Origin of the sequence: Mycolicibacterium xanthum (assembly GCF_019710635.1) — a bacterium.
GTDB lineage: Bacteria > Actinomycetota > Actinomycetes > Mycobacteriales > Mycobacteriaceae > Mycobacterium > Mycobacterium xanthum.
In genome coordinates this window covers 58,507-80,120 of record NZ_JAIFZS010000044.1, presented here as the reverse complement: position 1 = coordinate 80,120, position 21,614 = coordinate 58,507, and the positions used below count along the sequence as shown (strand labels likewise).

18 protein-coding genes are annotated in these 21,614 nt (G+C 69.9%); 10 read left to right on the top strand and 8 right to left on the bottom strand.

Features of this window, described 5'->3' with window-relative positions:
* Nucleotides 1-17: 17 nt before the first annotated feature.
* A complete protein-coding gene (locus JDV09_RS17370; RefSeq protein WP_221370380.1) occupies nt 18-2,429 on the top strand; it encodes a plasma-membrane proton-efflux P-type ATPase in 2,412 nt (803 codons plus the stop codon).
* Here the strand turns inward: JDV09_RS17370 and JDV09_RS17365 are convergent.
* A complete protein-coding gene (locus tag JDV09_RS17365) occupies nt 2,386-3,540 on the bottom strand; it encodes an epoxide hydrolase family protein (RefSeq protein WP_221370379.1) in 1,155 nt (384 codons plus the stop codon). The genes JDV09_RS17370 and JDV09_RS17365 overlap by 44 nt on opposite strands.
* A gap of 182 nt (nt 3,541-3,722) precedes the next feature.
* Between JDV09_RS17365 and JDV09_RS17360 the strand changes: the two genes are divergently transcribed.
* Nucleotides 3,723-4,007: a hypothetical protein gene (locus JDV09_RS17360; RefSeq protein ID WP_221370378.1), complete on the top strand. Its 285-nt coding sequence runs from the start codon at nt 3,723-3,725 to the stop codon at nt 4,005-4,007.
* Nucleotides 4,008-4,011: 4 nt separating this feature from the next.
* On the opposite strand, the gene JDV09_RS17355 is transcribed toward JDV09_RS17360, so the two are convergent.
* Nucleotides 4,012-5,484 (bottom strand): acetyl-coenzyme A carboxylase carboxyl transferase subunits beta/alpha, encoded by a 1,473-nt coding sequence (locus JDV09_RS17355; RefSeq protein ID WP_221370377.1) that lies wholly within the window; start codon nt 5,482-5,484, stop codon nt 4,012-4,014.
* A gap of 26 nt (nt 5,485-5,510) precedes the next feature.
* Between JDV09_RS17355 and JDV09_RS17350 the strand changes: the two genes are divergently transcribed.
* Genes JDV09_RS17350 through JDV09_RS17320 form a run of 7 tightly spaced genes read left to right on the top strand, consistent with a single transcriptional unit; the run spans nt 5,511 to nt 13,382 of the window.
* Entirely contained in the window at nt 5,511-6,245 is a 735-nt protein-coding gene (locus tag JDV09_RS17350) for an enoyl-CoA hydratase (protein ID WP_221370376.1), read from the top strand.
* Nucleotides 6,246-6,247: 2 nt separating this feature from the next.
* Nucleotides 6,248-7,357, top strand: coding sequence for an MBL fold metallo-hydrolase (locus JDV09_RS17345; RefSeq protein ID WP_221370375.1), 1,110 nt, complete (start codon nt 6,248-6,250; stop codon nt 7,355-7,357).
* 28 nt (nt 7,358-7,385) lie between these two features.
* On the top strand, nt 7,386-8,999 hold the full coding sequence (locus tag JDV09_RS17340; protein ID WP_221370374.1) for a serine hydrolase: 1,614 nt from the start codon (nt 7,386-7,388) through the stop codon (nt 8,997-8,999).
* A 60-nt stretch (nt 9,000-9,059) separates the two neighbouring features.
* Nucleotides 9,060-11,447, top strand: coding sequence for an HAD-IC family P-type ATPase (locus JDV09_RS17335; RefSeq protein ID WP_221370417.1), 2,388 nt, complete (start codon nt 9,060-9,062; stop codon nt 11,445-11,447).
* Nucleotides 11,448-11,457: 10 nt separating this feature from the next.
* Complete coding sequence (locus JDV09_RS17330) at nt 11,458-11,673, top strand: antitoxin (protein WP_221370373.1); 216 nt, start codon at nt 11,458-11,460, stop codon at nt 11,671-11,673.
* A 3-nt stretch (nt 11,674-11,676) separates the two neighbouring features.
* Nucleotides 11,677-12,123, top strand: coding sequence for a type II toxin-antitoxin system Rv0910 family toxin (locus tag JDV09_RS17325; RefSeq protein WP_221370372.1), 447 nt, complete (start codon nt 11,677-11,679; stop codon nt 12,121-12,123).
* On the top strand, nt 12,120-13,382 hold the full coding sequence (locus JDV09_RS17320) for a class I SAM-dependent methyltransferase (RefSeq protein WP_308124153.1): 1,263 nt from the start codon (nt 12,120-12,122) through the stop codon (nt 13,380-13,382). The genes JDV09_RS17325 and JDV09_RS17320 overlap by 4 nt, the downstream gene beginning before the upstream one ends.
* On the opposite strand, the gene JDV09_RS17315 is transcribed toward JDV09_RS17320, so the two are convergent.
* Complete coding sequence (locus JDV09_RS17315; RefSeq protein ID WP_221370371.1) at nt 13,369-14,034, bottom strand: NAD(P)H-binding protein; 666 nt, start codon at nt 14,032-14,034, stop codon at nt 13,369-13,371. The genes JDV09_RS17320 and JDV09_RS17315 overlap by 14 nt on opposite strands.
* 191 nt (nt 14,035-14,225) lie before the next feature.
* Between JDV09_RS17315 and JDV09_RS17310 the strand changes: the two genes are divergently transcribed.
* Complete coding sequence (locus tag JDV09_RS17310; RefSeq protein WP_221370415.1) at nt 14,226-15,299, top strand: NAD(P)H-dependent amine dehydrogenase family protein; 1,074 nt, start codon at nt 14,226-14,228, stop codon at nt 15,297-15,299.
* 1 nt (nt 15,300) lies between these two features.
* Here the strand turns inward: JDV09_RS17310 and JDV09_RS17305 are convergent, their stop codons facing one another.
* From JDV09_RS17305 to JDV09_RS17285, 5 genes are all read right to left on the bottom strand, one after another.
* Nucleotides 15,301-16,794 carry an acyl-CoA synthetase gene (locus JDV09_RS17305; protein WP_221370370.1) on the bottom strand — a complete coding sequence of 498 codons (1,494 nt, stop codon included), beginning with the start codon at nt 16,792-16,794 and terminating at the stop codon, nt 15,301-15,303.
* An 88-nt stretch (nt 16,795-16,882) separates the two neighbouring features.
* Nucleotides 16,883-17,656 (bottom strand): SDR family NAD(P)-dependent oxidoreductase, encoded by a 774-nt coding sequence (locus JDV09_RS17300; RefSeq protein ID WP_221370369.1) that lies wholly within the window; start codon nt 17,654-17,656, stop codon nt 16,883-16,885.
* Between the two features lies 1 nt (nt 17,657).
* Nucleotides 17,658-19,169 carry an AMP-binding protein gene (locus JDV09_RS17295; protein ID WP_221370368.1) on the bottom strand — a complete coding sequence of 504 codons (1,512 nt, stop codon included), beginning with the start codon at nt 19,167-19,169 and terminating at the stop codon, nt 17,658-17,660.
* The gene (locus JDV09_RS17290) at nt 19,166-20,005 is read right to left on the bottom strand and encodes a GntR family transcriptional regulator (RefSeq protein ID WP_221370367.1); all 840 of its coding nucleotides are present in this window, start codon (nt 20,003-20,005) and stop codon (nt 19,166-19,168) included. Before JDV09_RS17290 ends, JDV09_RS17295 begins: the two co-directional genes overlap by 4 nt.
* Nucleotides 20,002-21,585 (bottom strand): SMP-30/gluconolactonase/LRE family protein, encoded by a 1,584-nt coding sequence (locus tag JDV09_RS17285; protein ID WP_221370366.1) that lies wholly within the window; start codon nt 21,583-21,585, stop codon nt 20,002-20,004. The genes JDV09_RS17290 and JDV09_RS17285 overlap by 4 nt, the downstream gene beginning before the upstream one ends.
* Between the last annotated feature and the right edge of the window lie 29 nt (nt 21,586-21,614).

Sequence of the window (21,614 nt, the reverse complement as noted above, 5' to 3'; positions counted from 1 at the left end):
CTGGTGAACTGGACAGGGTGAGTGCCGACGAGAAGACGAAGGAGCCGTCCCTCGACGAGGTGTTCCGCTCGGTGGACAGTTCGCCGGCAGGCCTGAGCACTGCCGAGGCCGCCCAGCGGCTGGAGAAGTACGGTCCCAACGAGATCGCCGAGAAGACCCGCAATCCGATCCTGGCCTTTCTCAGCTATTTCTGGGCGCCGATCCCATGGATGATCGAGGTCGCCCTGGTGCTCTCGATCGTGGTGCGACACTGGCCCGAAGCCATTGTGATCGCGGTTCTGCTGGCGATGAACGGGTTGGTGTCGTTCGTCGAAGAACACCAGGCCGCCAGCGCGATCGCCGCGCTCAAGCAGCGCCTGGCCGGCAGCATCACCGCGCGTCGCGACGGCGGGTGGACCTCGGTGGCGGTGCGCGAACTGGTGCCCGGTGACGTCGTCAGGCTGCGCCTGGGCGACGTGGTGCCGGCCGACGCCCGGCTCATCGACGATGTGACGCTGCAGGTCGACCAGTCCGCATTGACCGGAGAATCCCTTGCGGTGGACCGTCATCGGGGCGGCCAGCTGTACTCGGGGTCGATCGTCGTTCGCGGCGAGGGCGACGCGGTGGTCTACGCCACCGCGGGGAACTCCTACTTCGGTTCCACCGCCAAACTCGTCGAGACGGCGGGGTCCGTCGGTCATTTCCAGCAGGCGGTGCTGCGGATCGGCCACTACCTGATCGTCGCCGCGTTGGTGCTGGTGGCCCTGACGGTGGCGGTGTCGCTGGTGCGGGGCAATGCGCCGCTGGAAACCGTGCAGTTCGCTCTCGTGGTCACCATCGCCTCCATTCCGGTGGCGCTGCCGGCCGTGCTCTCGGTCACCATGGCCGTCGGCGCCCGTAAGCTGGCGCGCAGCCACGCCGTCGTCAGCCATCTGCCGGCGATCGAGGAACTCGGTGGCATGGACGTGCTGTGCAGCGACAAGACCGGCACGCTGACCCAGAACGCGCTGCGGGTGGCCGACGTGTGGACCGCGCCCGGAATCGAGCGCGAGGCCCTGCTGGCCGCGGCGGCCGTCGCTTCGCGCGCCGAGGACCGCGACCCGATCGACAATGCGGTGCTGGCGGCCGCGTCGGTGCCCGACGGAGTGCAGGTGAGCGACTTCTCCCCGTTCGATCCGGTGCACAAGCGCACCGAGGCCACCGCGGTGGACGGCAAGGGCGCCCGGTTCGCCGTCACCAAGGGCGCACCGCAGGTGATCGCGAAGCTGGCCGCCGCCGATCCGGTCGCCGCGCAGGTCGGTCAAGCGGCCGAGCGGTTCGCCGAGCACGGCCAGCGCGCCCTCGGGTTGGCCCGCAAGGACGCCGGCGGCGACTGGCGTGTGCTCGGGGTGCTGGCACTGGCCGACCCGCCGCGGGAGGACTCCGCGGAAACCGTCACCGCGGCGAAGGGGCTCGGCGTCGACATCAAGATGGTGACCGGCGACCAGGTGGCGATCGGCGAGCAGATCGGTCGCGAGGTGGGGATCGGTGACCGGATCCTGCCCGCCGACCAACTCGAGGACAAGAGCGACAAGGCCACCGTGGCGTTGATCGAAGGGGCCGACGGCTTCGCGCAGGTCTTTCCCGAGCACAAGTACACGATCGTCAAGGCGTTGCAGGCCGAGGGCCACATCGTGGGGATGACCGGTGACGGTGTCAACGACGCGCCGGCGCTCAAACAGGCCGACGCCGGCATCGCGGTGGCCGGTGCCACCGACGCCGCCCGCGCGGCCGCCGACGTGGTGCTGTTGGCGCCCGGGCTGTCGGTCATCGTCGAGGCGATCAAACAGGCCCGGGAGATCTTCGCCCGGATGGACAGCTACGCCATCTACCGCATCACCGAGACCATCCGGGTGCTGCTGCTGATCACCATCTCGATCGTGGCGCTGAACTTCTTCCCGGTGACGGCCATCATGATCGTGCTCCTGGCGGTGCTCAACGACGGTGCCATCCTGTCGATCGCCTACGACCGGGTGCGGGGCGCCCCACGCCCGGTGACCTGGGACATGCACCGGGTGCTGGTGCTGGCCACCGTGCTCGGCACGCTCGGTGTGGTCGAGACGTTCGGGTTGCTGGCGCTGGGACGCTTCGGCCTGCACCTCGACCAGGACACCCTGCGCACCCTGATCTACCTGAAGTTGTCGGTGTCCGGGCACCTGACGGTGTTCGTCACCCGCACCACCGGCCCGTTCTGGACCCGGCCCGCGCCGTCGCCGGTGCTACTGGGCGCGGTGATCGGCACGCAGTGCCTCGCCACCATGATCGCGGTGTACGGGTTGCTGATCACGCCGATCGGCTGGGCGCTGGCCGGACTGGTCTGGGGGTACTCGCTGGTGTGGTTCCTCGTCGAGGACCGCGCCAAATTGCTCACCCTGCGTCTGTTGCCTGCCCAGGTGCCGGCGAAGGAATGAGTCCGGCGCCGCGGAACCGTTCGAAGAATCCCGCCACGTCCCCGGCGAACAACTCGGGCTGCTCGAACGCGGCGAAGTGCCCGCCGCGCGGCATCTCCGTCCAGTGCGTGATGGTGTAGTTGTCCTCGCACCAGTGCCGCGGTGCGCGCAGGATCTCCTTCGGGAACGCGGCGACACCGGTCGGCAGCGTGACACGTTGGCCACCGGCGAAGCTGCCGAAGCTCTCCCAGTACAGCCGTGCCGACGATGCTCCCGAGCCGGTGATCCAGTACAGCATCACGTTGTCCAGCAGTTCGTCTCGGGTGAGCACGTTCTCGGGGTGGCCGTCGCAGTCGGTCCACGACCAGAACTTCTCGACGATCCAGGCCAGCTGGCCGACCGGTGAGTCGGTCAGCCCGTAGCCCAGCGTCTGCGGACGGGTGGACTGCTGCTTGGAGTAGCCGGAGTCCCAGCGCTGGTAGTAGCCGACGCGCTCGAGTGCGGCGATCTCGTCGGGTGTGGGGTCGGTCAGGTCTTTCGGTGGGCGGCCGAGCGGCATGTTGGTGTGGATGGCGACGCAGTGGCCCTGGTTACGGCCGATCTGGGTGGTCACCGCGGCGCCCCAGTCCCCGCCCTGGGCGCCGTAGTGCCGGTACCCGAGCCGCAGCATCAACTCGTCCCACGCCGCGGCGATGCGTTCCACGCCCCAACCCGTGGTGGTCGGCTTGCCGGAGAATCCGTATCCCGGCAGTGACGGGCACACCACGTGGAAGCCGGCGTCGTTGAGCGGCTCGATTACTTTGTGGAACTCGACGATCGACCCGGGCCATCCGTGGGTGATCAGCAGCGGAAAGGCGTCCGGTCGGGTGGATCGGTGGTGGATGAAGTGGATGGCGAGTCCATCGATGTCGGTGGTGAACTGATCGAAGTGGTTCAGCGCTGCCTCCCGGGCCCGCCAGTCGTATTCGCTCGCCCAGTACTCGGCGAGCTCGCGGGTGTAGGCCAGTGGAATGCCCTGGCTCCAGTCGTCGACACACTCGGCGTCTGGCCAGCGCGTGCGGTGCAGCCGTTCCCGCAGATCGGACAGATCGGCGTCGGGGACTGCGATACGGAAGGGCTGGATCGGGGCCATGGGTCATCGTGGCATGGCCGGGCGTCCGTGGGCGGCCACTATCGGCACCGCCCGCACCACAGCTGATGAGCCCGGCCTGGACGCCGCAGGCCCGTTCATACTGCGCTGACGGTGTGGTTCGCTCGCAGAACGGCGCCGCCACCGCAGCCTCAACGGGGCTGGAGCTGTGGTGGGATTGGCGGGTGAGCCTGCCAGCGCGCCCGCCGGATGACGAGCCGGACAACCGGCGGCTGCGCGATTTCGCGGGCACCGTGGTGTTGCTGATGGTGCAAGGCTTCCTGTGGCGGGCCACGCTGCTGCTGACCGACGGGAACCCGACCCCGATGCCCCACTTCGGGCTGGTTCTCTTCCTCGCCACCATCGCGGTGGCGGTGTTCCTGCTGATCCGCAAACGCCCGGCCGCGCGGGTGGCGATCGGCGGATGCCTGCTGCAGCTCGGCCTGGCGGTGGTGGGGATCTCGGCGTGATCCCTCAGGGCAGGCCGATGCGGCGGTAGCGGTCCAGGCGGGCCGCCAGCCGCCGTTCGGCGGGGACCGACCGCAGCGCATGCAGCTCCACGCCGATCGTGGCCGACAGCCGCTCGGTGAACGCCATCGGTTCGTCGGCGGCGTCGGGATGCTCGGGAACGATCGCGTCGACGATGCCGTCGCGCAGCAGATCGGCCGAGCGGATGCCCTGCGCGTCGGCCAGCTGGGGTGCGTGCACCACGTCGCGGTAGACGATCGCGCTGGCGCCCTCCGGTGGCAGCGGCGCCAGCCAGCCGTGCAGCGCGGCCAGCACCCGGTCGGCGGGCACCATCGCCAGCGCGGGTCCGCCGCTGCCCTGGCCCAGTAGCACCGAGACCGTGGGGGTGTCCAGGGTGACCAGGTCGGCCAGGCAGCGGGCGATCTCCCCGGCCAGCCCCTGTTGCTCGGCCTCGGCCGACAGCGCGGGGCCGGCGGTGTCGATGGCGAGGACCAGCGGCAGCTGCAGCCCGGCCGCGAGCGCCATCCCGCGGCGCGCCTCCCGCAGCGCGGCGGGTCCCACCAGGCCGCCCACCACCCGCTGCTGCCCCAGCACCACGGCGGGTTGCCCGCCGAACCGGGCCAGCGCCAGCAGCGTGGTCGCCGCCTCGCCCTGCCCGGTGCCGGACAGCAGCACCCGCTCGGTGGCGCCGTGCCGCAGCAGGTAGCCGACCCCGGGTCGGTCCGGCCTGCGCGAGGCCTCCACCGACCGCCACGCGGGAATGTCGGGCACCGGCTCGGGCGGCGGGGACGGCGGGGGTGTGCCCGGTTCGTCGGCGACGACCTTGAGCGTGCGGTCGAGCGTCGAACGCAGAATCGCGAGCGGGACGACGGCGTCGACGACGCCGTGGCGTTGCAGGTTCTCGGCGGTCTGGACGCCCGGTGGGAACGGCTCGCCGTAGAGGTGTTCGTAGACCCGCGGGCCGAGGAACCCGATCAGCGCCCCGGGCTCGGCGGCGGTGACGTGCCCCAGCGACCCCCAGGACGCGAACACGCCGCCGGTGGTGGGGTGACGCAGATACACCAGGTAGGGCAGGTGGGCCCGTTTGTGCAGTTCGACGGCCGCGGCGATCTTGACCATCTGCAGGAACGCGACCGTGCCCTCCTGCATCCGGGTGCCGCCCGAACTCGGCGACGCCAGCAGCGGCAACCCCTCGGCGGTGGCGCGGCGCACCGCGGCGACGATCCGTTCGGCGGCCGCCACCCCGATCGACCCGGCCAGGAAGTCGAACTCGCAGGCCACCAGCGCCACCCGGCGGCCGAACACCCGGCCCTCCCCGGTCAGCACGGACTCGTCGAAACCCGTCTGCAGGGCCGCGGTGGCCAGTTCCTCGCGGTAGGACCGCGACATCGGCACCGTCAGTGGCGGACCGTCCCAGCTGACGAAGGACCCGTCGTCCAGCAGGGCGTCGCGCAGCGCCACGGCGCTGATCCGGCTCACAGAAGAAGGCTAACTAAGGTGGAGCCATGATTGGTGAGACCCGTGACGGCCACGTGCTGACCCTGGAGTTGCAGCGCCCCGAGCGCCGCAATGCGCTCAACGCCGAACTCGTCGACGGCCTGCGCGAGGCGATCGAGACGGCGGCCGCCGACGACGTCCGCGCGATCGTGATCACCGGGCAGGGCCACGTGTTCAGCTCCGGAGCCGACCTGTCCGGTGGCCAGGGCGTCGCCGACGAGCTGCCGGACAAGGCCAAGGCGCTGAACCTGGCCATCGACTCCGCGCCGATCCCGGTGATCGGCGCGATCAACGGCCCGGCCATCGGGGCCGGCGTGATCCTGGCGATGATCTGCGACCTGCGGGTGGTGGATCCGGAGGCCTACTTCCAGTTCCCGGTCGCCAAGTACGGCATCGCCCTGGACAACTGGACCATCCGCAGGCTGACGTCGCTGGTCGGCGCCGGGCGGGCGCGCGGCATGCTGCTGGCGGCCGAGCGGCTGACCGCCGAGACCGCGCTGCAGACCGGGATGGCGAACCGGATCGGCACGCTGGCCGACGCGCAGGCGTGGGCCCAGGAGATTTCCGGGTTCGCTCCGCTGGCCCTGCAGCACGCCAAGCGGGTGCTCAACGACGACGGCGCCTACGAGGATCCCTGGCCGGCCCACCAGGAGCTTTTCGACCGCGCGTGGTCCAGCCAGGACATCATCGAGGCACAGGTGGCCCGCATCGAGAAGCGGGCACCGAAGTTCCAGGGGGCCTGACGGTGCTGCGGGCGGCGGTGCGGTTCGGCTTCGGCACGGCGTCGTTGCTGGTCGGTGGCTGGGTGCTGCGTGCGCTGCAGGGCACCCCCGCATCGCTGGGGGCGACCCCGGCCGAGATCGCACCCTTCGCGCGTCGCTCGCCGCATTTCCGGGACGGGAAGTTCGTCAACCTGGAGCCGCCGTCGGGCATCACGATGGATCGCGACGTGCAACGCACGCTGCTGCGCGACCTCGCCAACACCGGGTCGCACGGCAAGCCGCGGGGGCCGATTCCGCTGGCCGACGCGCCGCCGGCCGATATCGCGGCCCCGCCCGCCGCCGCGAGCTGGTTCGGCCACTCCAGCGTGCTCATCGAGGTCGACGGCTACCGGGTGCTCGCCGACCCGGTGTGGAGCAAACGCTGCTCGCCGTCGCGGTCGGTCGGCCCGCAGCGGATGCACGAGGTGCCGCTGGCGCTGGAGGCGCTGCCGGCCGTCGACGCCGTGCTGATCAGCCACGACCACTACGACCACCTCGACATCGACACCGTCGTCGCGCTGGCGCGCACCCAACGGGCGCCGTTCGTCGTGCCGCTGGGCATCGGCGCGCACCTGCGCAAGTGGGGCATCCCGGAGCACCGGATCGTCGAGCTGGACTGGCACGAGGTGCACCGCATCGGTGACCTGACGCTGATCTGCACGCCGGCCCGGCATTTCTCCGGCCGGTTGTTCTCCCGCGACACCACGCTGTGGGCATCCTGGGTGGTCGCCGGCCCGACGCACAGCGCGTTCTTCGGTGGCGACACCGGCTACACGAAGAGCTTCGCCGAGGTCGGCGCCGAGCATGGTCCGTTCGACCTGACCCTGTTGCCGATCGGCGCCTACCACCCGGCCTTCGCCGACATCCACATGAACCCCGAGGAGGCCGTGCGCGCGCACCGCGACCTGGCCGACCCGGACAGCCTGATGGTGCCCATCCACTGGGCCACCTTCCGGCTGGCCCCGCACCCATGGTCCGAGCCGGCCGAGCGCCTGCTCGCCGCCGCGCAGGCCGAGCGGGTGCGCATCGCGGTACCGATCCCGGGGGCGCGGGTGAACCCGGAGTCGACTTTCGACCCGTGGTGGCGGCTGTGAGCGGCCCCGACACGTTACGGTGCTGAGCATGAACTCACCGGCCCGTCTGGCCGCCGCCGCGCTGCTGGTGATCGTGCTCGCCGGTTGCCAGGCCGAGACCTCCGAATCCACCGATTCGTCATCGGCCCCGCCGGCCGCGTCTCCACCGGCCGGCCAGCCCGCCGACGTGCCGCCGCCGCTGATGCCGGCGATGCCGCTACCCGAGAACGCGGTCGACAACGCGGTGGCCGCCCTCGACGGCCTGGTCGAGGACCTGATGACCAAGTCGGGGATCCCCGGTATGGCGGTGGCCGTGGTGCACGGTTCAGATACCGTATACGCCAAAGGGTTCGGCGTGAAGAACGTCGACTTGCCGGACACCGAGGACAACCGGATCGACGCCGACACGGTGTTCCAGCTGGCGTCGCTGTCCAAGTCGATCAGCGCCACGGTGGTGGCCCAGCAGATCGGGCGGAACGGGCTGTCGTGGGACACCCCGATCGTGTCCAAGCTGCCGTGGTTCGCGCTGTCGGACCCGGTCGTCACCCCGATGGTGACCGTCGGTGACATGTTCTCCCACCGGTCCGGCCTGCCCGACCACGCCGGCGACAAGCTCGAGGAACTCGGCTACGACCGGCGCTACATCCTGGAGCGGCTGAGCGACTTCCCGCTCGACCCGTTCCGGATCTCCTACGCCTACACCAACTTCGGGCTGACCGCCGGCGCCGAGGCGGTCGCCGCAAACGCCGGCAAGTCCTGGGAGGATCTCACCCGGGAGGCGTTGCTCGCCCCGCTGGGCATGACGTCGACCAGCTACCAGTTCAGCGACTGGGTGGCACGGCCCGACCGCGCGGTCGGGCACATCCACGTGGACGGCCACTATGCGCCGCAGTACGTGCGCGACCCGCAGCCGCAGTCCCCGGCCGGCGGGGTGAGCTCGTCGGTGAACGACATGACCCGGTGGCTGGCGTTCGTGCTGGCCGACGGCGAGCACGACGGCAAGCAGCTCGTCGACCCGAAGGCGCTGCTGCCCGCGCTGACCCCGCAGGTGGTCTCGGACCGCGCGCCCGAGCCCGCCGCACGGTCGGGCACCTACGGGTACGGGTTCAACGTCGGGACCACGTCGGGCGCCCGGATGCAGCTCAGCCATTCGGGCGCTTTCGAGCTCGGCGCCGGGACGAACTTCCTGATCCTGCCGTCGGCGGACGTCGCGATCGTGGCGCTGACCAACGCCACTCCGAGCGGGGTTGCGGAGACGCTGACCGCCGAGTTCGCCGACCTGGTGCAGTTCGGCAAGATCCGGGAGGACTGGTGGGGCCTGTACCGCAAGCCGTTCGAGCAGATGCAGCAGCCGGTGGGTGAGTTGGTGGGCAAGCAGCCGCCGCCGAACGCGGCACCGCCGCAACCGCTCTCGTCATACGTCGGCGTCTACCGCAACGACTTCTGGGGCCCGGCGACGGTCACCGAGCGTGACGGTGCGCTCGAGCTGACCCTCGGTCCGAAGGGCGTTTACCAGCTCAAGCCCTGGGACGGCGACGTATTCACGTTCTCGTTCGTATCCGAGAACGCTCCGCCGGGGACGGTGTCGCAGGCGACGTTCGACGGCGACCGGCTCACGTTGGAGTACTTCGACGACGAAGGTTACGGGGAGTTCTTCCGATGAGCGCTTGCGCGAAGAGAAGACGGCACCGATGAGCGCTTGCGCGAAGAGAAGACGGCACCGTTGACGACGTCGGTGGCGGCCGGGCTGTCCGACCCCCAGGTGGAGCAGCGCGTCGCCGAAGGCAAGACCAACGACGTCCCCACCCGCGCGGCGCGCAGTGTCTCGGAGATCGTCCGCGGCAACGTCTTCACCCGCATCAACGCCATTCTCGGCGTGCTGTTCGTGATCGTCCTCTCGACGGGTTCGGTGATCAACGGCGCGTTCGGCCTGCTGATCATCGCCAACAGCGCCATCGGCATCATCCAGGAGTTGCGGGCCAAGCACACGCTGGACAAGCTCGCGATCGTCGGGCAGGCCAAACCCGTGGTGCGCAGGCGGTCCGGTACCGGCCCGCTGCCGCCGAACGAGGTGGTCCTCGACGACGTGATCGAACTCGGGCCCGGCGATCAGATCGTGGTGGACGGCGAGATTCTCGAGGAGACCAACCTCGAGGTCGACGAATCCCTGCTGACCGGCGAGGCCGACCCGATCGCCAAGGACGCCGGCGACACGGTGATGTCGGGCAGCTTCGTGGTGGCCGGCAGCGGCGCCTACCGGGCCACCCGGGTCGGCCGTGAGGCGTACGCCGCCAAGCTGGCCGAGGAGGCCAGCAAGTTCACGCTGGTGAAATCCGAACTGCGCAACGGGATCAACAAGATCCTGCAGTTCATCACCTACCTGCTCATCCCCGCGGGTGCGCTGATCATCTACACCCAGCTGTTCACCACCGGGGCAGGCTGGCGAGAGTCCGTGCTGCGGATGGTCGGTGCGCTGGTGCCGATGGTGCCCGAGGGCCTGGTGCTGATGACGTCGATCGCGTTCGCGGTCGGGGTGATCAGGTTGGGGCACAGGCAGTGTCTGGTCAACGAACTGCCGGCGATCGAGGGCCTGGCCCGCGTCGACGTGGTGTGCGCGGACAAGACGGGCACGCTGACCGAGAACGGCATGCGGGTGGCCGATCTGAGGACGCTCGACGGCCGGCACGTCGCCGACGTGCTGGCCCAGCTCGCCGACGACGACCCCCGGCCCAACGCCAGCATGGCCGCGATCGCCGAGGCCTACAAGATGCCGCCCGGCTGGACGGCAACCGCGTCGGCGCCGTTCAAGTCGGCCACCAAGTGGAGCGGCACATCGTATGGCGAGCGCGGCAACTGGGTGATCGGGGCGCCCGATGTCCTGCTGGATCCGGCCTCACCGGTTGCCGAGGAGGCCGAGCGCATCGGTGCGCACGGCCTGAGGGTGCTGTTGCTGTGCTCCAGCGACCGGCCGGTCGACGATCCGGCCGCGCCGGGCACCGTGACACCCGCCGCGCTGGTGGTGCTCGAGCAGCGGGTGCGTCCGGACGCGCGCGACACCCTGGACTACTTCGCCTCGCAGAAGGTGTCGATCAAGGTGATCTCCGGGGACAACGCGGTGTCGGTCGGCGCGGTGGCCGGATCGCTCGGCCTGGCCGGCGACACCATGGACGCCCGCGAGTTGCCGGACGACACCGAGGGCCTGGCCGACGTACTCGACCACTGCACCACCTTCGGCCGGGTGCGCCCGGACCAGAAACGCGCGATGGTGCACGCCCTGCAGTCGCGCGGCCACACCGTCGCGATGACCGGCGACGGCGTCAACGACGTGCTCGCGCTCAAGGACGCCGACATCGGTGTCGCGATGGGTTCGGGCAGCTCCGCGTCGCGCGCGGTCGCGCAGATCGTGTTGCTGGACAACAAGTTCGCCACCCTGCCCTTCGTGGTCGGGGAGGGGCGCCGGGTGATCGGCAACATCGAGCGGGTGTCCAACCTGTTTCTGACCAAGACCGTGTACTCGGTGCTGCTGGCGATCATGGTCGGCCTGGCCGGGCTGTCGGCCCGGTTGTTCGGTACCGACCCGCTGCTGTTCCCGTTCCAGCCGATCCACGTGACCATCGCGGCCTGGTTCACCATCGGCATCCCGGCGTTCATCCTGTCGCTGGCCCCCAACAACGAGCGGGCCCATCCCGGATTCGTACGCCGCGTGATGACCTCGGCGCTGCCGTCCGGCCTGGTCGTCGGCGCCGCGACGTTCACCTCCTACCTGCTGGCCTACCAGGGACGGGCGGCCGGCGAGGTCGAGCAGACCCAGGCCTCGACCGCGGCGCTGATCACGTTGTTGGTTTCGGCGCTGTGGGTACTCGCGGTGGTGGCCCGCCCGTACGAATGGTGGCGGGTGGCACTGGTCACGACCTCGGCGTTGGCCTACGTCGTCATCTTCAGCATGCCGCTGGCACGCAAGCTGTTCATGCTCGATCCGTCGAATCTCGTCACCACGTCGACGGCGCTGGGCATCGGGCTGCTCGCTGCCCTCGCCGTCGAGGTGATCTGGTGGGTGCAGGGGGCGGTCCTGGGGGAACGCCGCAGATTGTGGCGCCAGCCCGAGCGGTAGGGTGAGGCACATGGGATTTCTGGACAAGGCCAAGGATCTGCTCTCCAAGAACGCCGACAAGGTGGACACCGCGATCGACAAGGCCGCCGACATCGTCGACCAGAAGACGCACGGCAAATACGCCTCGACGGTCGACAAGGTGCAGGACGCGGCCAAGAAGGCCGTCGCCGACAACACCACGCCGGACCGGGAGCCGCCCGCGTCACCGCCCCCGCCGCAGGGCTGAGCCGTGGCCAAGCTGTCGGTTTCCGTCGACGTGCCCTTGTCGCCGGAGCAGGCCTGGGACGGCGCGTCGGACCTGTCGCGGTACCGGGAATGGCTGTCCATTCACCGGGTGTGGCGTTCTAAGCCTCCGGAGGTCATCGAGAAGGGCACCATGCTCGACTCGATCGTCGAGGTGAAGGGCATGGCCAACCGGGTGCGCTGGACGGTTGTGCACTACCGGCCGCCGGAGGCGATGACGCTCAACGGCGACGGTAAGGGCGGTGTCAAGGTCAAGCTGATCGGCAAGGTCAGGCCCGTCGAGGCCGACCCGAACGCCTCGACGGTCACCTTCGACGTCCACCTCGGTGGGCCCGCGCTGTTCGGGCCGATCGGCATGGTGGTGGCCGGTGCGCTCAAGAGCGACATCCAGGAGTCGCTGAACCGCTTCAAGGCGGTCTTCGCGGTGTCGTGAGTGCGGACGGCGTTCACCCGTCGGTCCGACCGACGGTGGCCGGTCGGCTGGCCGCGGTGGTCCGCGGCGCCGTCGGGGTCGACCTGCCGGTGCGGGTGCGGGCGTGGGACGGTTCGCAAGCCGGCCCGCCGGACGGCCCGGTCCTGGTGATCCGGTCGCGGCGGGCGTTGCGCCGTCTGCTGTGGGCGCCGGGGGAGATGGGCCTGGCGCGCGCCTACGTGACCGGCGACATCGACGTCGAGGGCGACCTCGCCGAGGGCTTCCGGCGGGCCTGGCGCAGTGCGCGCTCGCAGTCGGTCGACCTGCCGCTCACGGTGCGCGACAAGCTGGCCGTGGGGCTGGTGGCGGTGCGACTGGGTGTGATCGGTCCGCCGCCCCGGCCCCCGGTGTCGGAGGCCCGATTGTCGGGCCGGCTGCACACCAGCCGACGGGACCGCGCGGCGATCGCCCATCACTACGACTTGTCCAATGCGTTCTACGAGCTGCTGCTCGACGAGCACATGGCGTATTCGTCGGCCTATTTCACCGACCCCGGGCAGTCGTTGCACGACGCGCAGACCGCCAAGCTGGAACTGGTGTGCCGAAAGCTGGAGCTTCGGCCCGGGCAACGGCTGCTCGACGTCGGCTGCGGGTGGGGTTCGATGGTGATCCACGCCGCACGCGAGTACGGCGTGGCGGCCACCGGGGTCACGCTGTCCGAACAGCAGCGCAGGTTCGTCGCTGAACGCGTTGCAGCACTGGGGCTTTCCGGCCTCGTCGAGGTCAGGCTGCAGGACTATCGCGAGCTGGACGAGGACGGGGAGTACGACGCGGTGAGCTCGATCGAGATGGGCGAGCACGTCGGGGAACAGAACTACCCGACGTATACCGCCCTGATGCTGCGCGCGCTGCGGCCGGGGGGCCGGTTGCTGCTGCAGCAGATGTCGCGGCGGGCCGGCGCCGCACCCGGCGGCGGGCGGTTCATCGAGTCCTACATCGCCCCGGACATGCACATGCGCCCGCTGTGGCAGACGGTGAAGTTCCTGCAGGACAGCGGTTTCGAGGTGCTGGGCGTCGAGGCGATGCGCGAACACTACGCCCGCACCGTGGACGCCTGGATCGCGACGTTCGAGGACCGCTATCAGCAGTTCGTCGCACTGCTCGGCGAGGAGGTCGCGCGGGTGTGGCGACTCTACCTGGTGGGCGGGGGTCTGGCGTTCGAGGAGGGCCGGATGGGCGTCGACCAGATACTGGCGCGCCGGCCCGTCAGTCCCGGGTGAGGGCGGCCACCGCGTCGCCGACGCGGTCGGCGCCCGCGATCACCTCGAAGGTGTGCTGAGCGGTCTCCGGCGAGTCCAGCACCGCCACCAGCACCGCGGCGACGTCCGCGCGGGGGATGGCGCCACGTCCGGTGCGCGCGGCGATCTGCACCCGGCCGGTTCCGGGTTCGTCGGTCAGCAGCCCCGGTCGGACGATCGTCGTGTGCAGAGCAGACCGGGACCGTACCTCGTCGTCTGCGGCGCCCTTGGCCCGCAGGTAGGCCACGAACACCGGATCGCCGGCAGCGTCGGGGGCCGCGACGTCGGCGGCCATCGCCGAGATCATCGCGTAGCGGTGCACGCCTGCGGCCTCGGCGGCGTCGGCGAGCAGGATGGCGGCGTCCCGGTCGACGGTCAGCTTGCGGGCCGCCCCGCTGCCGGGTCCGGCGCCGGCGGCGAAGATCACCGCGTCGGCGCCGCTCAGGTGTGCCGCGACTGCTTCGACGTCGGTGTCCTCGAGGTCGAGGACGATCGGGTCGGCACCGGCGGCGCGTACGTCGTCGGCGTGGTCGGGGTTGCGGATGATCGCCGCGACGGAGTCCCCGCGGTCGGTCAGCAGGCGCTCGGTGGCCAAGGCGATCTTGCCGTGCCCACCGGCAATGACGACGCGCATGCGGATCACCTCCGAGAAGTCGACGTGTCGGCTCGGCGAACCGCACCGCAGTGCGGCACCCGGACTCGAACTCCATTGATACCAGACCGATGTCGACCGTTGCGGCCGGTTCGATCCGCCGGCGCACGTCGCGATCTAGGATGGTGGGCGCTCACCGCGGCCAGCGACGGACGATGGGACGGATGCCGAGAATGCGCAGGGTGGTCCAATTCTCCACCGGCAACGTGGGGCGCCATTCGTTGCGGGCGATCATCGGCAGGCCGGATCTGGAACTTGTCGGGGTGCACGCCTCGGGTGCGGACAAGATCGGCCGGGACGCCGCGGAGTTGTGCGGGCTGACCGAACCCACCGGGATCATCGCCACCGGCGATCTCGACGCGCTGATCGCGCTGCGGCCGGACTGCGTGGTCTACACCGCGTTGGGCGAGACGCGGCCGATGCAGGCCGTCGAGCAGCTGGCGAGACTGCTGTCCGCCGGGATCAACGTGGTCGGGACGTCGATGGTGTGGTTGGTCACGCCGCGGCAGGCCGACGACTGGCTGACCGGGCCGCTGCAGCGCGCCTGTGCGGCCGGAAACGCCTCGCTCTACGTCAACGGTGTCGACCCGGGCTTCTCGGGCGACACGGCCGTGCACGCCGCGTTGAGCCTGGTCACCCGCGCACGCTCGGTGACCGTGCAGGAGATCTTCGATTACGGAAACTACGACGACTTCGAATACACCGGCACCGCTATGGGTTTCGGCAGCACCGCCGACGACGACCTGCCGATGGCGTTCCAGCCCGGGGTGATCACCGCGCTTTTCGGCGGGTTGGTGCGCAACCTGGCCGGCCACCTCGACGTGGAGCTCGACGATGTCCGCGAACGTTTCGAACCGTGGCACACCACCGAGCGCATCGAATGCACGATGACGACGGTCGAGCCGGGCGGGCTGGCCGCGGTGCGGTTCGCCGTCGAGGGGGTGCGCGGCGACATACCGGTGATCACCGTCGAGCACATCAACCGGCTCACCCGCGCGGCGGCGCCGCAGTGGGACTTCCCGCCCGGTGACCTGGTCGGCATTCACCGGGTGGTGGTGGACGGTGAGCCGCGGGTGGAGATGAACACCCACCTGTTGCACCCGCTGCTCGATGCCACCGACGCCGGGTGCCTGTCCACAGCCGCACGCGTGGTCAATGCGATCGACTGGGTGTGCGACGCTCCGCCCGGACTGATTGCGGCAGAGGATATCCCGCCGACCGCGCTGCTGCGCGGGTTGATGTGGTGAGTCAGCCCAGCCGGGCCCGCAGCTCCCGCTTGAGCACCTTGCCGTAGCTGTTCTTGGGCAGCTCGTCGACGAACTCGTAGCGCTTGGGCCTCTTGAACCGCGCGATGCGGTCCAGCAGGTGCGCATCCAGGTCGGCCGCGGAAACCTCACCGACGATGAACGCGACGACGATCTCGCCCCACTCCTCGTCGTGCGCGCCCACCACGCCGGCCTCGACCACGCCAGAGTGCTCGAGCAGCGCCTCCTCGACCTCGCGCGGGTAGATGTTGCTACCCCCACTGATCACCACGTCCTTGGAGCGGTCGCGCAACGTCAGGAATCCGTGCTCGTCGAACGATCCCATGTCCCCGGTGTGCAGCCACCCGTCCTGCAGCGTGGCCGCGGTGGCCTCCGGGTTGTTCCAGTACCCCGACATCACCACGTCGCCGCGGCAGACGATCTCGCCGATCTCACCGATGCCTGCCGGCTCACCGTCGGTACCCAGCACGGCGACGTCGACACCGGAGCGGGCGTAGCCGACCGAGCCGAGCACCGAATCCGGTGCCCATCCGTCTCCGGCGACCTGATTGGCGACGTGGTCGCTCTGACGCAGGCCGGTGATCGTCATCGGTGCCTCGCCCTGCCCGTAGAGCTGGACGAAGATCGGCCCGAATGCGCCCATCGCCTTCTTGAGGCTGTCGACGTACATCGGGCCGCCGCCGTAGACGATCCTGTTCAGGTTGGCCGGCCGGGCGCGTCCGGTCTGCACCAGCCGGGCGACCATGGTCGGCGCCAGGAACGCGCTGCAACCTGGATGGTGCTCGCACAGGTCGAGGAACTCGGGCGGCTCGAACGCGCCGGAGGCCGGCACCACCTGGCGGGCGGCCCGCGCGATGTAGGGCGGAATGTAGAGCCCGGATCCGTGCGACATGGGGGCGCCGTGGATCAGGCTGCAGTTCTGGTCGGGCGAATCGAAGTCGGCGAGGTGCGACACCGTCATCGCCATCAGGTTGCGGTGCGACAGCATGGCGCCCTTGGACCGGCCCGTGGTGCCGCTGGTGTAGAACAGCCAGGCCAGGCTGGCCGGATCGGTATGGCGCGGCGTACCCGCAGTTGCTGCGGCACAACGACTCCGGTACCCGTCTTCACCGATGATCTCGATGGTCACCGATGTCGAGGCCGACAGCTGGGCGCCGATCTTCGGCGATGCGAAGACCAGCGATGCGCCGGAGTCGTCGAGGATCTGCTCCATCTCGCGCGGGTGCAGCTTGTAGTTGATCGGAACCACCAAACACTCCGCCGCCCAGATCGCGAACATCAACTCGACGATCTCGGGGCTGTTCTCGCTGGCCACCGCGATACGTGCACCGCGGCCGAGCTCACCGATGCCGGTGGCCAGGCGCAGTGCGCGCTCGCGCAGCTGGGCGAACGTATGTACCTGCCGCTCACCGTGATACACCGCGCCGCGGCCGCCGTGCCGGGCCGCGGCCTGGTCCAGCAGTGCGAACAGGTTCACTGTTGTCTCCTCTTCACCGATGGCTCCTCGCCCGAGGGCTCGTCTTCGCGCGAGCGCTCATCGGACACTCTGCTCTTCGCGCGAGCGCTCATCGGCGCGCAACCCAGTCGGAGTTCAGCGCGAAGTCGGACAGGTACTTCGTCGAACTCCAGCCGCCGTCGACCACGATGGTCTGGCCGTTGATGAAGCTGCCGCCATCCGAGCACAGGAACGCCACCGTGGCGGCGATGTCCTCGACCCGGCCCAACCGGGTGTGCGGCGTCATCTCGGTGTTGATCTTGCGGAACCGCTCGTCCTCGAGCCGGGTGGCGACCATCGGGGTCAGCGTCACACCGGGAGCGACCGCGTTGCACCGGATTCCCTGCGCGCCGTACTGACACGCGATGTGACCCGTCAGCGCCGTCAGCCCGCCCTTGGCGGCCGAGTACGCCCCGCCCCGCAAGCCGCCGACGACGGCGAAGGTCGACGTCACGTTGATGATCGCCGACCCGGGCTGCATTTGCCCGATCACGTCGCGAGCCAGCCGGAACGGCGCGCGCAGCATCAGGCCGAGGAAGTAGTCCAGGGATTCGTCGTCGGTCTCGTGCAGCGGCTTCGGGGAGCCGACGCCCGCGTTGTTGATCAGAAAGTCGATGCGGCCCCACCGGTCCAGGGCGGCATCGACGATGCGTTGCGGCGCATCGTCGGCGGTCAGGTCGACCGCGAGCGTCGCCACCCGGTCGCTGCCGACCGACTTCTCCAGCTCGGCGAGCCGATCGGGGTCCCGGCCGGTGCCCAGCACCGCCATCCCGTCCTCGGCCAGCTTTGTCGCACAGCCGAATCCGATGCCGCTGCTGGCTCCGGTGACGATCGCTACCTGCATCTCATGACTCCTTCGACAGCTCGGCCCTGATCCGGTGCTTGAGCACCTTGCCCGCGTCGTTCTTCGGCAATGCGTCGACAAGCACCACCTGTTCGGGCACCTTGAACTTCGCGACCCCGCGGGCGACCAGGAATTCCTTCAGCTCGGCGACATCCGGCCCGACCGAATCGGCTGCGACGATCGCCGCGCACGCCCGCTCGCCGGTGCGGCGGTCCGGAATCCCGACGACCGCGATCTCGGCGATGTGGGGATGGGTGACGAGAATGTCCTCGACCTCTTTGGGGGAGATGTTCTCGCCGTTGCGGATGATGATGTCCTTGGCCCGCCCGGTCACGACCAGATAGCCGTCGTCGGTGAGGTGTCCGAGATCGCCGGTACGGAAGTAGCCCGCCTCGTCGAATGCATCGAGATCGTCTTCGGGGTGCAGATATCCGGTGAGCATCTGCGGCCCGCGGGCCCGGATCTCGCCGTCGACGACGACGACGTCGGCGATGCCGGGCCTGCCGTCGGTGTCGGCCGCGTGATCGATGTCGTCGAGGGAACCGACGGTCGTCACCGGAACCTCGGTCGAGCCGTACACGCGGGTGACCAGGGCATCGTCGAGGTACTCGGCGGCACGCCGGATCAGTGACGGGGGAACCGATGCGCCGCCGCAGATGAAGACCTTCAGGTCGGGCAGGCGGGTACCGGACCGCTGCGCCGCCGCCAGCAGACCTTCGAGGAACGGTGTCGCACCGGCCATGTGGGTGCAGCGGTGCTCGAGCATCAGCGATACCGCGGCGTCGGCGTCCCAGCGCTCCATCAGCACCGCCTGCGCGCCGAGCAGCAGGGGTATCTCGAACGCATAGATCGACCCGCCGATGTGCGCGATCGGGGACGCCACCAGGAACGTGTCGCCCGGATCGATCCGCCAGTACCGGCCCAACTGCATGATCAGCGCGTGCAGTGACTCATGTTTGTGCAGTACACCTTTCGGGCGCCCGGTGGTGCCGGAGGTGTAGAGCACCATCCGGGTCGCCGCCGGATCCAGGCTCGGCAGCGGGCCGTCGCCGGGCTCGGCGAGCAGGTCGGTGAACGCGGTGAAGTCACCGTGGCCGCTCGCGTCGCCGCGCAGCACGACGACTTCCGGTGGGTCCGGCAGTGTGGCGACCACCCGGTGCAGCATCGTCGCGTACTCGTGGCCGCCGAAGGTCTGCGGGATGAACACCGCGCGGGTGCCGGCGTCGGAGAGGATGAACGACAGCTCGTGATCGCGCAGTGACGGCAGGATCGGGTTGACCACCATCCCCGCCAGCGTGGCCCCGAGGTAGATCACCGCGGCCTCATGCCAATTGGGCACCATGAACGAGACGACGCTGCCCACCGGCATGCGCCGGACCAGCGCATGCGCCAGCGCCGTCGAGCGGTCCAGAAGCTCCCGGCAGGTCAGATCGGCGACCCCGTCGCGGACCAGGACGCGTTCGGGGGTGGCGGCCGCCGCGTCCCGCAGCGCGTCGGCCAGCGTGCCGGTCACGGTGCCTCTCTTCCCGGGTCTGATTGTGCGTCTCGACTCAGGTCTGATTGCGCGTCCCGACTCAGGTCTGATCGTGCGTCCCGACTCAGGTCTGATCGTGCGTCCCGCACGCGGCGCATCGTCATCGCGTGCCGGAATCGCGACGACGGATGCGTGTTGACGGTCACCTGCGCGATCGCACCGTCGGAGGTGGTGTAGGTGCGCTGCATCTGCAGGGCGGCGGTGCCCGGCTCGACCCGAAGCGGGCCCGCCAGCTCGGGCGGCAGCATGACGGCGGTGATCTCCTGGTGCACCTGCACGATGCTGACGCCGAACAGATCCTCGATCAGCGGGAAGATCGGTCCGCTGTGCCGGTGCAGCAGCCTGCCGATCGCGGCGAAGCTGCGGTTGATGTAGTACTCGGTCCGGCAGATCGGCGCCGAATCGTCGTCGGTGCGCCGATATCCCGTGACGGCAAGCCATTCGGTGCCCGGTTTCAGGCCGGTGCGTTCGGCCAGCTTCTGATCGACGGTGACCATCGCGTTCGTGTCGATCGCGAACCGGGCGCCCTGCGCGAAGGCCAGCAGGTCGTCGATCGACATGACGTCCTGGGCATAGGAATTCGTGTCGGGGCGGGGGACCACCAGGGTGCCGGCCCGGGGGCGCGAGGACACCAGGTTGTCCTCACGCAGCCGGCGCAGCGCCTCGCGGATGGTGTAGCGGCTGACCGCGAAGCGCTGGCACAGCTCGTGTTCGGTGGGCAGCTGAGAGCCCACCGGGTAGACCCCGTCGACGATCTCCTTGCGAAGGGTGCGCGCCACCTGCAGGTAGCGATGATCACCGTTGGTGGCCGTCATGTCCGGCGGACCGCCAACACGCTGCCGTCGCCGTCTGCCGAGACGTACAGGGTGCCGTCGGGGCCGGCGGTGACACCGGCGAACGGCCCCTGCGGTCCGGAGAACGGCGGCATGCCCTTCAGCGGCTTGGGCTCCACCCCCGGCGGCGGGCCCACGGGCAGGCCGGCGGCGATGGTGGTGCGCGACTTGGTGGCCAGGTCGAACTCGACGAGCTCCTTGGCTCCGGCATCGACGATGTAGAGCCGCCCGTCGGCGACCTCGATGCCCTGTGGCCGCTGCAGGCCGTCCACCAGGGTGTCGACCCCGCCGCCGGCGAGCCGCACCACGCGCCCGGCGCCGGACTCGGCGATCAGCGGTGCGCCGTCGGGGTCGAACGCCACGCCCACCGGTTCGCGCAACCCGCCGGCCAGCGTCTCGACCGCGCCCGACCGCAGCGAATGCACCCGTCCGGTGCCCAGCTCGGCGAATACGATCGTGCCGCCGTCGTCGACGGCCACACCGTAGAGCTGGTCGAAGTCGGTTGCCAGGAAATCGGTTTCGCCGGCCTCCGGCCGGTAGCGCGCGACCTGGCCGCCCGACGTCGTCACCACGAACTCGCCGGGTGACACCGCGGTGACCCCGCGCAGGAAGCCGGGGTAACCGGGGGAGAACAGCATGCCGACGGTCTGCAGCCCACCGTCGGGTGTCACGGCGTAGAAGTAGGTGCCGTCGGCGACGTACAGCGTGCCGTCCGCGACGGTCAGGTCCAGGGGCCAGTTCAGCCCACCGGGCAGCAGCGTGCTGGTCTGCCCACCGGGCAGGATCTCGGTGATCTCGCCGGTGAAGTTCGACGCGAACAGCCGGTCCCCGACGAATGTCAGGTTGTCCAGGCCCGGGTTGAGTTGGGCGAGCACGGTCTTCTCGCCGGTTCGCGGATCGATGCGCAACACCTGGCCGCTGGCGACCTGGGTGGACACCAGGTATCCGTCGGAGTCGAACTTCACCGCATCGGGCACCCCGAGCTCGGCGGCGACGCGCTCGGGCTCGCCGGGCCGGTCCAGGTCGATGCGCCAGATCTCGTTGGCGGTCATCAGCGGGAAATACAGCAGCCCGTCCGGGCCGACCTCCATCGCGTTGGGCGAGGGCAGGTTCTCCAGCAGGATTCGCGGCTGGCCGCCGTCGAGTGGCAACTCCATCAGCCGGCCACCGTCGCGGCACTCCCCGACGAACAGCCGGCCGCGGTGCACGGTGATGCCGTTCGCGCACGGCAGGTCGTCGCGCAGCACCCGGGTGTTCCCGTTGGTGTCCATCGCGCTGACCCGCCCGTCCATCACCTCGGTGGCGTAGAGCGTGCCGTCGGCGCCGAAGGCGACGTCATCGGGGGCGATGATGTCGCCGCCCTTGGCGCTGACGGTGTCCATCACGCCGGTGCTCAGGTCCACCGCGCTGATCTGGCTGCCGGTGACCTGGGCGACGTACACGCGCCCGTCGGGGCCGGTACGCAGGCCGTTCGCGCCGAACAGCCGACTGGGGGCGGTCACCCGCTCCAGCCGCCAACCCTGGGCTGCGGACGGGTTCTGCGCGACGTAACGGGCGTTCATCATTCGGACGTTATCAACCAGGCTTAGTC

What these genes read in the sequence shown, in the direction of transcription:
- JDV09_RS17365 (WP_221370379.1), bottom strand. Translation starts at nt 3,540, where the DNA reads ATGGCCCCGATCCAGCCCTTCCGTATCGCAGTCCCCGACGCCGATCTG.
- JDV09_RS17350 (WP_221370376.1), top strand. Translation starts at nt 5,511, where the DNA reads ATGATTGGTGAGACCCGTGACGGCCACGTGCTGACCCTGGAGTTGCAG.
- JDV09_RS17340 (WP_221370374.1), top strand. Translation starts at nt 7,386, where the DNA reads ATGAACTCACCGGCCCGTCTGGCCGCCGCCGCGCTGCTGGTGATCGTG.
- JDV09_RS17330 (WP_221370373.1), top strand. Translation starts at nt 11,458, where the DNA reads ATGGGATTTCTGGACAAGGCCAAGGATCTGCTCTCCAAGAACGCCGAC.
- JDV09_RS17315 (WP_221370371.1), bottom strand. Translation starts at nt 14,034, where the DNA reads ATGCGCGTCGTCATTGCCGGTGGGCACGGCAAGATCGCCTTGGCCACC.
- JDV09_RS17310 (WP_221370415.1), top strand. Translation starts at nt 14,226, where the DNA reads ATGCGCAGGGTGGTCCAATTCTCCACCGGCAACGTGGGGCGCCATTCG.
- JDV09_RS17300 (WP_221370369.1), bottom strand. Translation starts at nt 17,656, where the DNA reads ATGCAGGTAGCGATCGTCACCGGAGCCAGCAGCGGCATCGGATTCGGC.
- JDV09_RS17290 (WP_221370367.1), bottom strand. Translation starts at nt 20,005, where the DNA reads ATGACGGCCACCAACGGTGATCATCGCTACCTGCAGGTGGCGCGCACC.
- JDV09_RS17285 (WP_221370366.1), bottom strand. Translation starts at nt 21,585, where the DNA reads ATGAACGCCCGTTACGTCGCGCAGAACCCGTCCGCAGCCCAGGGTTGG.